Below are 13,337 nucleotides of genomic sequence, written 5' to 3' on the forward strand. Positions count from 1 at the left end.
TATTCCGTGTTTTAAGTAAAAATGGTTTACCCCATCTTTTAAAAGGTTAATAATAAATATATAAAATGTAAAAGTTCTGAAAAGAGGCCTAATGGATGACTGAAAATGAATTGATGGACAAAATAAACCTTCTTGAATATCATCAAAAGCTATTACTAAAGTTACTCAACAATCCAAAGCTCGAATTATATAAACTTATAATTGAAAACGGAATAACAGAACAGGAAACAGGACAATTTTTTTCTTTATGTGAGAAAATGAACTTAAAATTAGTAGAACAAAAAGCGGAAGGGTACGTAAACTTCCATCCGCTTTTTCATGAATTATCATTATCATTACCGTCAACCCTAAAGATAAAAGACGTTATCCATGCCTGTTTAAAACAACAGATTTGCCTGTCCCTTTTTCAAGAGTTGGAAAAATACTTATAAGAGTGATTAAACCAACTCTTGCTCAGGATTTTGTAATTTTTTTAGCTTTCCATCTTCTTCAACGAAGCGGCTTTCAATATTATGAAAAGACCGCTCGAAGATTTCCATAAAATCTTCACCATAAATATTACGGACGATTGCCATCATTTCAACAATCTCTGGAAACTTTCCGTATAATTCACGAAGGGGCAAAGCACCAGAAAAAACAGCATTGCCATTTGGCTCATATGTTTCCATTAGTTGGTGTAAGATATTTTCTCCAGCTTCAGTAAGTTGAATATACGTATTGCGTTTATCATTTTCCTTTTTGGAAAACTGTAGCAAACCTCGTTCTTCTAACTTTTTCGAAAAATTAAATGCTGTTGAAACGTGCATGACCCCAAACTTAGCCACATCCGAAATGGAAGCACCGTTTAAGTGATAGGCAATCCATAAAATGTGATGTTCGTTAATATTTAAATCAAAAGGCTTAATCCATTGCTGCCAGTCTTTCTCAATCGCTTTCCACAAGGCTTTACTTAGTTGAGCAACTCTTTGAGTAAAAATCATCGCTTCCTTCATTGAATATTGTTTCTCAGTCATCCCCATTTTCACCTACTTTTATATTTCTCTATTTTCATTATGCCAATAAAATAAAAATTAATAAAGAAAAAATTCACAAATTTTTAAAAAATTAGAACAATAACCTATTGAAATTTTTTAAAAAGTGAAATTGATTCTACTAAATAATAAAAACTTTTAGAAAATTGAATTTAAAAAAACTTGTGGATCTCCCTAATTACATTTAGTCCAGCTCATACGAATGGACGGGTAAACATATAAATAGTTACAACGTTTAGTCGAACTTTTGAAACAAAATAGGGGGACAAGGAAGATGAAAATTGCTGCCATTATTTTTTTTATCTTTAGTGCTATCCTTTTATTGGGTGCTATTAAATATTTAATCGAACTAACAAGACCAGGTGTTTATCCACCTAAACAAATTTTAAGAAAAAAAGTTGCTGCATTATGTGGAGGTGGAGGGATTTTTCTATTAATTGCTGTATTAATCTCTAAACTTATATAGAGGTATATTAAGAAAAGAACCCCGCTGGGTTCTTTTCTTAATAAGGATCCCGTCGATTATTTTTGAATGACGGAAGGTGTTGTTAATTTAGTTCGTTTCACTATGGACAGGGCTACAGGATACAAAATAATCATAATAACGGTATTTAGTGCGATAGCCGGCAGAACTCCTGCAGCAAATAGTGCAGTGAATGACGCTGGTAAGCCCACTAGAAAGAATGCTGCTGTTAAAAAGATTGTCCCTGAAACAAGAGTTCCAATGGCAGTTAAAACGCCAACACTAACAATCGAATTTCGGTATTTTTTTAAAGCTAAAAATAAACCAAGGAAAACTAAAGCAGTAATGGGTTTATCAATGATATTTGGAATTTGTCCGCCAGGAAAACCTGTAGTTAACGCTGACAATACTCCAGTTACAATAGCCAAAAGCATAACACTCTTTAACTCAGGAATAAGGATAATTCCTAAAAACATCATTGCAAGCATCATGTCAGGTTTAATTCCAAGAAAACTAGGCATTACCGTATGCAAAACTACCCCAATCCCAGCTAATAGTGCTAAAACTACAATGTTCTTCGTATTCATTTCTCTTCTCTCCTCTGCTATACTAATCTATTTTGTTTCTCCTGCAGTGCACTCATTGCCTACAGCGAAAAACCTGCTTTCATTATAACATAATAATTTATTAATAATAAAGATATAATTTTCAGATTATTTAAACCTTATATCTAAGTTTATACTTGTTTACTAATATTCCCGGCCATTTCTTGTAATAAGTCAAAAGAATAATCACTTTGATTACTTTTCCATACTGCTCCAAATCCATCTCCTTTGCCATAACGCGGAATTAAATGCATATGATAATGAAAAACAGATTGTCCTGCATGTTCACCATTATTATTTACAGTATTTAACCCAATTGGATTAAATTCTCTTTTTAAGGCATTAGCAATGGCAGGAACCACTTCAAAAATGTTTCTTGCAATTTCTGGTGTTAATTCAAATATGTTTTCCTTATGTACTTTTGGAATAACCAAAGTATGTCCCTTTGTTACTTGGGTAATATCTAGAAAAGCTAAAACATGTTCATTCTCGACAACCTTGGCAGAAGGAATTTCTCCATTAACAATTTTACAAAAAATACAATCGCTCATATACACTGTCCCTTCAATATTGTTTGTATTATTTTACCATACAAACGAAAAAAAGAAAAAGGCAGGATCCGCATGGAATCCTGCCCTCTCGAAGGGGAATTGCTTCAAAAGGTACGTTCATTAGGAGTGTTCTTTGATAAACACCTCATTTTTTGTAGAGTGTTTTTATAAAGAAACATTATTGTTCAAGCTGACCATCCCCTATGGTGTTTTTATATGTTTTCCCAACTTATAAAAACAGGTAGCGATCTGCGGTAAACACCTCATTTAATGTTTATTTTTTTAAGATAAACAGTTACTTGGTGTTACTAGAACTCAAAATGGTTACTGTGCACGTTGTACAAAACAACCATCCCCTTATCTGAAACGAATTGAAAGCTCACTTATTTGAAATGTTAATTGTCTTTGACAGACACCTCATCTCAAGTTTTAATGAATCGCTTCATTGAAGTAAGTTGTTTTCCCCTTCGAATATTATGATAACCAATGTAAGAAGTAATATACAAAAAAAATGATAAAAATTTGAAAACTATTTTTATCAACCACAATTTGTTAAAATAAAAAAATAATCGTGCTTAGGAAGGACGTTGCAAATGTCTTTATTATTGATTGAAAATCTGGTTGGGGGATATACCAGAAACCCTGTCCTAAAAGATATTTCTTTTGAAGTAAATGAAAAAGAACTGGTAGGTCTCATTGGTTTAAATGGGGCAGGCAAGAGTACCACAATAAAACACATAATTGGCCTGATGGAGCCGCACAAGGGTGCAGTAAAAATAAAAGGACAAACCTTTACAGAAGATAAAGAAGCCTATCGTAAATTGTTTACGTTTGTTCCGGAAACCCCGGTCTTGTATGAAGAATTGACACTAGAAGAACATTTAAGGCTTACAGCGATGGCATACGGCCTAGACGAATCCACCTATAAAGAGCGTGTTAATCCTTTACTGAAAGAATTCCGAATGGAAAAACGTTTAAAGTGGTTTCCTGCCCATTTTTCTAAAGGTATGAAACAAAAAGTAATGATTATGTGTGCCTTTTTAATTCAGCCATCCTTATACATTGTTGATGAACCTTTTGTTGGTCTTGATCCATTAGGGATTCAATCATTGCTTGATTTGATGAAAAAAATGAAAGATAACGGTGCAGGCATCTTAATGTCTACTCACATTCTTGCGACGGCTGAGAAATATTGTGATCGATTTGTAATCTTGCATGAAGGGCAAATTCGAGCGAAAGGGACATTAGAAGAGTTGAGGGAGCAGTTCTCAATGCCTGCTGCTTCTTTAGATGATCTGTATATTCAATTAACAAAGGAAGAAAATTATGTTTGATGATAAAAAGCTTTGGAAGGAACGAGCTAGCGGTCGTGTTAAGGATTTAGGAAGGTATTTGCGCTATATTTTTAATGGACATCTTGTTGTTGTCTTATTGTTCTTAATTGGGACAGCTTCATTTTATTACCAACAGTGGATTGAAAATCTGCCTGCTGGCTTTCCTGTTGAAATAGTGATTGCAGTTGTAATTGGATTTATACTTACCTACAGCCCTGTTTACAATTTTCTACTTGAGGCAGATCAGATATTTATCCTACCACTTGAGGATAAATTAAAAGGGTATTTCCTTCGTTCTGGAATTGCCAGCCTTGTTTTCCAGGGATACTTGCTGCTCATAGTTTTAGCTGTACTAATGCCAATGTATGCACACATAAGCAGTAATGGTTTTCGTTCATTTTTCCCCTTTTTTGTAATTCTGCTCGTTTTAAAAGCATGGAATTTAGCAGCAAGCTGGCGGATTGATTATTTTGTCCAGGCAACAGTCCATCGATGGGACATGATTGTTCGCTATTTTATAAATGCAACTTTTACTTTTTTATTATTTAAACAAGCTAGTCTGTATATGTTGTTAGTCATTGCGGTGGTTTGTGCACTTTATTATCGTACTTTTTATGTTCAGACAAAGAACATGGGGCTAAAATGGGATAGACTAATTAATCAAGAAGAAAAAAGAATGGCTTCATTTTATCGACTTGCTAATATGTTTACTGATGTGCCTAAATTAAGGGATACAGTTAAAAGGAGAAAATGGCTGGATTTATTTCTTAACCGTATGGCATTTTCCCAAAAAAATACATACCTTTATTTGTTTTCGAGAGCTTTTTTACGTTCATCTGATTATCTAGGTCTTTTTCTGCGTTTAACTATCATTGGCGCTCTTGCGATTTATTTTATTTCTTTTGGTATGGGCCAAATCTTGCTCGGAATTTTATTCTTATATTTAACAGGGTTTCAACTCCTGCCGCTTTGGAACCATCATCAAAACAAACTTTGGGTGGATTTATATCCTGTGGAAAAAAGATTTAAAACAGCAGCTTTTTCCTCTTTATTAATGACTATCTTAACGATCCAATCGGTAGTCTATACTCTGCTTATTCTGGTAAAAGGAGAGGTATTAAATTCAATGCTGAATATACTTGCAGGCCTTGTATTTACCTATATGTTTGTTCATATTTACGCAAAAAAACGATTAAATGCATAAACTCTAAAATCCCCTTTTCCATGAAAGGGGATTTTTCTTGAAACTAATGGGCGGAAATTTCGTATATATGCATAAAATTATTGTGGAGGGGTGGCATATGAACGAGTATGAGGTTAAGGTGTATGAAGAGATCGAAGAGTGGAAGCGAAAATTAACTAGACGCTCAGGGATGATGAACCGTATATCGAAAAAAGCTCAAGGAAAAATTAATGAATTAATACCTGATAAAGTTCATGAGGTAATGACAGAAAGTATCAAAGCCATGGTCAAAGCCACATTATTTGGATCACAGATGACAACGAATAAGGACCAGGCGTTAGGGTTAAATTTAGCAGAAAGAGATGAATTGGCCATCAAAAAGATTGCTGCTTTTCAAAAGACAGCGATGATTGAAGGAGCAGGGACAGGGGCAGGTGGAATTTTGCTTGGGCTGGCTGACTTTCCTCTTCTCCTTTCGATTAAGATGAAATTTCTATTTGAAGCAGCCTCCATCTATGGTTTTAATACAAAGGAGTATGCCGAGAGACTATTTATCCTTCATGTTTTTCAACTAGCGTTTTCGAGTGAAGATATTCGTAAGAATACATTAGCAGAAATTGAAAATTGGGAAAAACGCAAAGAGACCCTCGTGGAAATGGATTGGCGCAAATTCCAGCAGGAGTACCGGGACTATATCGACCTTGCAAAAATGCTTCAGCTTGTTCCAGGAATTGGTGCGTTTGTCGGTGCTTATGCCAATAACAACCTTCTCAAGCATCTAGGAGAAACAGCCATGAACGCCTATCGATTAAGGTTACTGCAAAAATCCCCTGACCCAATTTGAGGGCAGGGGATTTTCTTATTTGTTTCCATGGATGTTTATAGCTGCTGCTCCTAATGTTTTCGCAGCAATCAACATTGCTTTTTCATCAATATCAAATTTAGGATGGTGGTGCGGGTAGCCAATATCAGAACTGGTAGGTTTCGCACCGGTAAAGAAGAAAGTACCAGGCACATATTGCAAATAATAAGCAAAATCTTCTCCGCCCATTTGCGGCTCAGTTTCTTCAATGTTTATTACTTCAAATACTTGTTCTGCACATGACGCCAAAAATGCTGTTTCATTTGCATGATTGACTACTGCTGGATAACCCCGCTCATAATTAAAATGATAAGAACTTCCCGTCATAGCACATGTGCCTGAGATAATTCTGTCCATTTCATCTTCAATAAATTGGCGGACGTCATCATTAAAGGTACGAACAGTGCCGATGAGTTGAGCTTTGTCCGCAATAATGTTAAATGCATTTTGAGCTGTGAATGAGCCGACAGTGACAACAGCAGAATCAATCGGATTTACCCTGCGACTGACAATCTGCTGGAGATTTAAGACAAGCTGGGATGCTATAACGATGGCGTCCTGGGTTTTATGTGGCTGGGCACCGTGCCCGCCTTTACCTTGAATATCAATTTCAAATCGATCTGCCGCCGCCATGATGGGTCCGGTTCGATATTGTATCGTACCGGTAGGTTCACTAGCCCATAAATGAGTCCCAAAAATCACATCTACACCCTCTAAGCAGCCATCTTCAATCATTGAAATCGCACCACCTGGGGCATACTCCTCTGCATGCTGATGGATAAAGACATACGTGCCTTCTAATTCCTCTTTAAAGTCGTTTAATGTTTTTGCGAGGACTAGGAGTGTCGCAGTATGGCCATCATGGCCACAAGCGTGCATTACTCCAGGTACTAAGGATTTATAGGGAACATTCTTCTCGTCCTGAATAGGAAGAGCATCAAAATCTGCTCGTAATGCCACCGTTTTGCCGGGCTTTTTTCCATAAACCTTCGCAACCACTCCATTTCCGCCAACATTACCTTTGACTTCAATTTGGAGTTCTTCATAAAATGATTGAATATACTTTGCGGTGTTATACTCCTGAAAAGATAATTCCGGATGCTGATGTAAATAACGGCGGATAGCAACCATTTCGTCATAGGAACCTTCAAGTGCAGTAAACAGTTTGTTTAACATATCTAATCCCCCAAACATTTCAGAAATGAAGAAAGTATTTTCTAACTATTTTAACACTTTTATATTATAAAGTAGATTTTTATATTCTTTTTAATTATACTTTTACTAGAATTTTTATTAGCTGAGAAAGAAGAAAGGGTTTGGAGGATGGAACCAAAAAACAAGAGAAGTGTTTCCTATTTATTTATTATTTTTGCATTTTTATGGGCAGTATTTACGTGCATGAAGGTTGCAATGAACAGTAATTTTTGGATTGATATAAAAGTTGCCGGGCTAGCTGCACATGTGCCTGAACTTGCCATTCCATTTTTTATTAAAATAACGGCAATGGGTGATAAAATAGGGATAGGAATTGTAGCAATACTAGCGCTTGCCTGGCTATTAATAAAAAAGAGAAATTATGTCGGTGCTGCTGCATTGGCCTTATCAACGGCGATTGGAAATGAAGCTAGTAAGTTATTTAAAGATTTTTTTGAGCGTCCCAGACCAGACCTTGAACATCTTGTCAGTGTAAAAAGTTATAGTTACCCTAGCGGTCATGCTATGGTTGGAATGATTGTATATTTTATGATTGCGTATCTATTAATGGAAGAAGCAAGATCCAAAGCAGGGAAAGTAATCATTGCAGTTATTACTGCCATCTTACTTTTATTGATTGGTGCAAGCCGAATTATTTTACAAGTTCATTATCCATCGGACGTATTGGGCGGCTATGCTTTAGGTTATCTCTGGGTAGTTATCTGGATTCTATTATACAACTACTTTAAAAAAAGGATAAAATAACAAAGAGGCTGGTCAGAGATCAGCCTCTTTACATGGATTAAATGAGGAACATCGCCGCAATTGTCGTTACAACAAGACCAATCACAACTGGCAGAAGGTTTCGTCTTGCCAGTTCAAATGGGTCCACATTACAGATGGCAGCTGCTGGGATTAACGCCCATGGTACAAGCGTACCTCCGCCAACCCAGATGGCAGCAATCTGCCCAAGGGCTGTCAATGTGGCTGCGCCTTTGCCGATGGCAACTGCAAATAGGCTTGCTACCGAGCCGGCAAGAGAAATTCCTGAAAAGCCGGAACCATCCAAACCAGTGATTGCACCCACAGTTGTTAGGGTAATCGCCCCAACTTCTTTACTTAACGGTACGATATTAGCGAGGGATACGCCTAAGTCATTTACAATACCTTGCGAAGCCTTTGGTAAAAAGTCGCCAATAATTTTTCCAAATCCGGCATCACCTAGGTAGAAAAACGCAGCGATTGGAATAACAGGTCCGAAAACCTTAAATCCAAATTGGAATCCTTCGATTAGATATTGAGTTGTTTTTTCTAAACCTTTATTTTTATGGCTGGTTAGAGTAATTAACAAAAGAATGAGAATGGAAGTACCGCCGATTAATGCGGTGGCATCCCCACCGGCTAAATCAAGGATTGACATAGCAGCAACATCCGCAGCAAACAATAATGGCACTAAAAAAGCAAAGAAACGTTTTTGGGCAAGTGATAAAAGTGAAGATTGATCAGTGGATCCTTCAGCAGGAGAATCCACGCTGACTGAGGTTGAAGTAGTGAGTATACCGCGCTTCATATCCCTTCGTAAGAAATAGAAGGCCGTAACAGTTGTAACAAGCCCCATAATAAACACTAATGGAATGCTTGCATTAATGACATCTTGAATGGGTATACCGGCTGCATCAGAGGTTAACTTAGGAGCAGCTTGAATGACAAAGTCACCGGATAAAGCGATTCCATGACCAAACAAGTTCATTGCCATGGCAACACCAAGTGCCGGAAGTCCTGCCCGAATCGCAACCGGAAGAAGAACAGCACCTAGAAGTGCAACAGCAGGGGACGGCCAGAAAAACCAGGAGATCACCATCATTAATATCCCAATCGTCCAATACGCTAGAGTTGGGTTACGGATTAACTTTCGAAAAGGTGAAATCATAACATCATTTATTCCAGTTACGGTTAATGTGTTACTCATCGCAACAATTATTGAAATAACAAGAATGGTAGATAATAATTCTGTAATGGCATAACTGAAACTGTTAAAAATGCTGCTGATTGAATGACTTAACGAACCTGTTGCGGTAATAGCAATGAGGAAAATACCTACAATACATACAATCGACGTGTCCCTTCTCATGACCATAAATCCGATAATAAGGACAATAAACGTCACATAGATCCAATGAAGAGCAGTAAGCTCGACAATCATACTATTCCCTCCTTTCTTCATCCAGGGGGCTATAGCCCTGTTGGATGTAATACAGGATATGAAAATCGCCCTGAGTGGTGAGAGGAAAAAGTGAAAAAATATTGCGAAGCATTCTGTCGAATTTAACAAATTTTAAAACGTAAAAACGACACTTTTTTGACAGTTAATATCGTTAGCTATACACAAATAGGATTAATAGATATAGTAAATACAGTTTATTAAGAATCAGTAAGTTTTAAATTCAAGCTATATATATTAAAATGGACAACAGACATGTGTTTTGAAAGGTGGACTATAGTAATGGCAAGAACAATTAATGAAACATTTTTAAAAGCAGCAAGGGGAGAGAAGATTGATCATGTCCCTGTTTGGTATATGCGTCAGGCAGGCAGATCGCAGCCGGAGTATAGAGCGATTAAAGAAAAGTACTCCCTTTTTGAAATCACCCACCAGCCTGAGTTATGTGCGTATGTAACTCGCTTACCTGTTGAACAATATAACGTTGATGCGGCGATACTTTATAAAGATATTATGACACCCCTTCCTGCGATTGGCATGGAGGTAGAAATAAAGGGAGGGATTGGACCTGTTATTGACAATCCCATTCGTTCTTTAGAGGATGTGGAAAAACTGGGTGAAATTAATCCTGAGGAAGACGTTCCCTATGTATTGGACACCATTAAATTATTAACACAGGAGCAGTTATCCGTGCCGCTAATCGGCTTTTCCGGTGCACCTTTTACACTGGCAAGTTATATGATCGAAGGAGGCCCTTCTAAAAACTATAATAAGACCAAGGCGTTTATGTACACGGAGCCGAAGGCATGGTTTGCATTAATGGACAAACTTGGCGATATGATCATTACATACGTAAAGTCGCAAATCAAAGCCGGTGCAAGGGCAATTCAGATTTTTGATTCATGGGTAGGAGCATTAAATGTGGAGGATTATCGTTACTTCATTAAACCTATCATGAACCGGATCTTTACATCATTAAAAGAGGAAAATGTTCCGTTAATTATGTTCGGTGTGGGTGCGAGTCATCTTGCATTAGAATGGAATGACCTTCCGCTTGATGTGGTAGGCTTAGATTGGCGTTTACCAATTCACCAAGCAAGAGAAATGGGAATCGATAAAACGGTTCAAGGAAACCTGGATCCAGCTATTTTGTTAGCCCCATGGGATGTTATTGAAGAAAGAGCAACGGCGATTTTAGACCAAGGAATGGAACGCGATGGCTATATTTTTAATTTAGGTCATGGGGTATTCCCTTCTGTTAATCCAGAAACATTAAAAAAATTAACTTCATTTGTCCATGAGTATTCAGCATCAAAATTAAATCGATAATATCCCATTATAAGGCTTAAAATTGGTAAGGAGTTCAATTTTTTGGCACAATAAGATGGGCTGATCTAATGGGTCATTAGGGGCATCACAACTTTTAGTGACCCAGCCCAAACATTTGAATGGGAACTAGCGAACAGATTTATAAATGAGGTGCGAACATGACAAAAAAGAAAATGGGTCTACTTGTAATGGCTTACGGTACCCCATATACATTAGATGATTTAGAGGGATACTATACCCACATTAGGCATGGACGGAAGCCCACTCCAGAAATGATAGAAGAACTTCGAAGCCGGTATGAGGCTATTGGAGGGATTTCCCCTTTAGCAAAGATTACCCTGCTGCAAGCAGAAAAGCTCGAAGAACATTTAAATAGTGTTCAACAGGAGATAGAATTCAAAATGTATCTTGGGTTAAAACACATTACCCCCTTTATCGAAGATGCAGTGAAACAAATGCATGATGATGGAATCGAAGAAGCTATTAGTATCGTTCTTGCTCCTCACTATTCTACTTTCAGTATTAAATCCTATAATGGAAGAGCCAGAGAAGAAGCAGAAAAATTAGGCGGAAAGCTTAAAATAAGAGCCATTGACAGTTGGTATCAGGAACCGAAGTTTATTGATTATTGGGTGGACAAGGTAAAGGAAGTATTTGCAGGAATGCCTCAAGATGAGAAGGATCAATCTGTTCTGATTGTTTCCGCACATAGTCTGCCTGAAAAGATTCTACAGTTTGGGGATCCATACCCAAGCCAGCTTCAAGAAACTGCTGACCTTATTGCAAAACAGGCAGGAATAAAAAATTATGTGGTAGGATGGCAAAGTGCTGGGCAAACTCCAGAACCATGGCTTGGTCCTGATGTTCAGGATTTAACCAGGGATTTGTACCATGCCCATCATTATAAAGCATTTGTATATGCACCAGTAGGGTTTGTATGTGAACACCTTGAAGTGTTGTATGATAATGATTTTGAATGTAGAAAAGTGACGGAAGAATTAGGTGTTAATTATTATCGTCCGGAAATGCCTAATGCTAAGGAAGAATTTATTGATGCATTATCGACCGTCGTCCTAAAAATGACTGCAGAATAGGCTTAAGAATGTGTGTTGAAGGAAGGTGACCACCGTGGCGGAAGAAAAACAAAAAATTATCATTATCGGGGGAGGGATTTCTGGGCTTACCTCAGCTTTTTATCTTCAAAAAGCAATTCAGGAAGAGAATCTCCCTATTGAGTTGAAACTTATCGAAGCATCACATCGTCTCGGCGGCAAAATGCAAACTGTTATTAGGGACGGTTTTACAATTGAGAGAGGGCCGGATTCATTTTTAGCCCGGAAGTTAAGTATTAGCAGGCTTGCAAAGGAAGTAGGAATGGAAGATCAATTAGTCCATAATTCTACAGGTAAATCATACGTTTTAGTTAATGAGAAACTTCACTCTATGCCCGGTGGTTCAATTATGGGAATACCAACCGAAGTTGGACCTTTTCTCACAACTGATCTTTTTTCCATTCCTGGTAAATTAAGAGCTGCAGCGGATTTCATTCTACCAAAATCAGAAAGTGGAAAAGACCAATCCTTAGGTGAATTCTTCAGAAGAAGACTTGGAGATGAAGTGGTTGAAAACTTAATTGAACCTTTATTGTCTGGGATTTATGCGGGAGATATTGATCAATTAAGCCTCATGTCTACTTTTCCACAATTTTATGAAGTAGAACAGAAATACAGAAGCCTGATCATTGGTATGAAAAAATCCACTCCTTCCCAACCGAAAACGCCTGTTAGCAAGGAAAAAGCGAAAGGTGCATTTTTAACCTTTAAAACTGGATTACAATCGTTTGCTGAGGCCATAGAAGCCAAAATAGATCCAAAAACGATCTTAAAAGGTCATCGAGTTGATAAAATTACTAAGCACGGTAATAAATATGATGTATATCTCAATAATGGGGAAACATTAGTGGCGGATAGCATTATCGCAGCTACTTCTCATAAGATAACACAGTCAATGTTTGCGGATTATCACTTTTTTGATCCTTTTAAAACAGTCCCTTCTACATCAGTAGCCACCGTTGCTCTAGCTTTTCCTGAAGAAGCTGTGAAAAATGATATTGACGGAACAGGTTTCGTCGTTTCTAGAAACAACGATTATTCAATTACTGCTTGTACGTGGACACATAAAAAATGGGCTCATTCAGCACCAAAAGGGAAAGTACTCTTACGTTGTTATGTGGGACGAGCAGGAGAAGAAACAATCGTCGATCTCTCTGATGACCGGATTATCAAGATTGTCTTGGATGACTTGAAAAAGATCATGGATATCACGACGAATCCTGATTTTTCAATTATTTCCCGCTGGAAAAATTCTATGCCTCAATATACAGTGGGACATAAACAACGTGTAACGGACATCATAGAGCATATGAATGCCGAACTGCCTGGGGTATTTTTAGCAGGTGCTTCTTATGGCGGTGTCGGACTTCCTGATTGTATTGATCAAGGCGAGGCAGCCGTCCAAAATGTATTAGATTATTTAAAAAAAGAAAATTTCTAAAACGAAGCTGT

14 protein-coding genes are annotated in these 13,337 nt (G+C 37.4%); 9 read left to right on the plus strand and 5 right to left on the minus strand.

Features of this window, described 5'->3' with window-relative positions; genetic code table 11:
* The first annotated feature begins 95 nt into the window (after nt 1-95).
* A complete protein-coding gene (locus AC4QJR_RS06860; RefSeq protein WP_496525733.1) occupies nt 96-431 on the plus strand; it encodes a DUF1878 family protein in 336 nt (111 codons plus the stop codon).
* A 6-nt stretch (nt 432-437) separates the two neighbouring features.
* Here the strand turns inward: AC4QJR_RS06860 and AC4QJR_RS06865 are convergent, their stop codons facing one another.
* Nucleotides 438-1,013, minus strand: coding sequence for an HTH-type transcriptional regulator Hpr (locus AC4QJR_RS06865; RefSeq protein ID WP_098572173.1), 576 nt, complete (start codon nt 1,011-1,013; stop codon nt 438-440).
* Between the two features lie 292 nt (nt 1,014-1,305).
* Between AC4QJR_RS06865 and yhzF the strand changes: the two genes are divergently transcribed.
* Nucleotides 1,306-1,497: a membrane protein YhzF gene (yhzF, locus tag AC4QJR_RS06870; protein WP_098572174.1), complete on the plus strand. Its 192-nt coding sequence runs from the start codon at nt 1,306-1,308 to the stop codon at nt 1,495-1,497.
* Nucleotides 1,498-1,553: 56 nt separating this feature from the next.
* Here the strand turns inward: yhzF and AC4QJR_RS06875 are convergent, their stop codons facing one another.
* Together AC4QJR_RS06875 and AC4QJR_RS06880 are read right to left on the minus strand one after the other, a co-directional pair.
* Nucleotides 1,554-2,081: a tryptophan transporter gene (locus AC4QJR_RS06875; RefSeq protein WP_098572175.1), complete on the minus strand. Its 528-nt coding sequence runs from the start codon at nt 2,079-2,081 to the stop codon at nt 1,554-1,556.
* 149 nt (nt 2,082-2,230) lie between these two features.
* Nucleotides 2,231-2,650: an HIT family protein gene (locus tag AC4QJR_RS06880; RefSeq protein WP_496525734.1), complete on the minus strand. Its 420-nt coding sequence runs from the start codon at nt 2,648-2,650 to the stop codon at nt 2,231-2,233.
* Nucleotides 2,651-3,243: 593 nt separating this feature from the next.
* Here AC4QJR_RS06880 and AC4QJR_RS06885 point away from each other — a divergent pair.
* The 3 genes from AC4QJR_RS06885 to AC4QJR_RS06895 all read left to right on the plus strand — a co-directional run bounded on the left by AC4QJR_RS06885 (nt 3,244) and on the right by AC4QJR_RS06895 (nt 6,011).
* Complete coding sequence (locus AC4QJR_RS06885; protein WP_251456562.1) at nt 3,244-3,984, plus strand: ABC transporter ATP-binding protein; 741 nt, start codon at nt 3,244-3,246, stop codon at nt 3,982-3,984.
* Nucleotides 3,977-5,188 carry an ABC transporter permease gene (locus AC4QJR_RS06890; RefSeq protein ID WP_496525735.1) on the plus strand — a complete coding sequence of 404 codons (1,212 nt, stop codon included), beginning with the start codon at nt 3,977-3,979 and terminating at the stop codon, nt 5,186-5,188. The genes AC4QJR_RS06885 and AC4QJR_RS06890 overlap by 8 nt, the downstream gene beginning before the upstream one ends.
* A gap of 97 nt (nt 5,189-5,285) precedes the next feature.
* Nucleotides 5,286-6,011: an EcsC family protein gene (locus AC4QJR_RS06895; protein WP_098572204.1), complete on the plus strand. Its 726-nt coding sequence runs from the start codon at nt 5,286-5,288 to the stop codon at nt 6,009-6,011.
* Between the two features lie 15 nt (nt 6,012-6,026).
* Here AC4QJR_RS06895 and AC4QJR_RS06900 read toward each other — a convergent pair whose 3' ends face one another.
* Entirely contained in the window at nt 6,027-7,205 is a 1,179-nt protein-coding gene (locus AC4QJR_RS06900) for a M20 family metallopeptidase (protein WP_496525736.1), read from the minus strand.
* 147 nt (nt 7,206-7,352) lie between these two features.
* Between AC4QJR_RS06900 and AC4QJR_RS06905 the strand changes: the two genes are divergently transcribed.
* Nucleotides 7,353-7,988 (plus strand): phosphatase PAP2 family protein, encoded by a 636-nt coding sequence (locus AC4QJR_RS06905; RefSeq protein ID WP_496525737.1) that lies wholly within the window; start codon nt 7,353-7,355, stop codon nt 7,986-7,988.
* Nucleotides 7,989-8,025: 37 nt separating this feature from the next.
* Here the strand turns inward: AC4QJR_RS06905 and AC4QJR_RS06910 are convergent, their stop codons facing one another.
* Nucleotides 8,026-9,426 carry a hypothetical protein gene (locus AC4QJR_RS06910; protein ID WP_098572181.1) on the minus strand — a complete coding sequence of 467 codons (1,401 nt, stop codon included), beginning with the start codon at nt 9,424-9,426 and terminating at the stop codon, nt 8,026-8,028.
* Nucleotides 9,427-9,726: 300 nt separating this feature from the next.
* On the opposite strand from AC4QJR_RS06910, the gene hemE reads away from it, so the two are divergent.
* From hemE to hemY, 3 genes are all read left to right on the plus strand, one after another.
* On the plus strand, nt 9,727-10,773 hold the full coding sequence (hemE, locus tag AC4QJR_RS06915; RefSeq protein WP_496525738.1) for a uroporphyrinogen decarboxylase: 1,047 nt from the start codon (nt 9,727-9,729) through the stop codon (nt 10,771-10,773).
* Between the two features lie 158 nt (nt 10,774-10,931).
* Nucleotides 10,932-11,867, plus strand: a complete 936-nt coding sequence (gene hemH, locus AC4QJR_RS06920) for a ferrochelatase (RefSeq protein ID WP_098572183.1) — start codon at nt 10,932-10,934, stop codon at nt 11,865-11,867.
* 34 nt (nt 11,868-11,901) lie between these two features.
* Complete coding sequence (hemY, locus tag AC4QJR_RS06925; protein WP_496525739.1) at nt 11,902-13,326, plus strand: protoporphyrinogen oxidase; 1,425 nt, start codon at nt 11,902-11,904, stop codon at nt 13,324-13,326.
* Nucleotides 13,327-13,337: the final 11 nt, after the last annotated feature.

Source organism: Neobacillus sp. BP17, assembly GCF_059579525.1.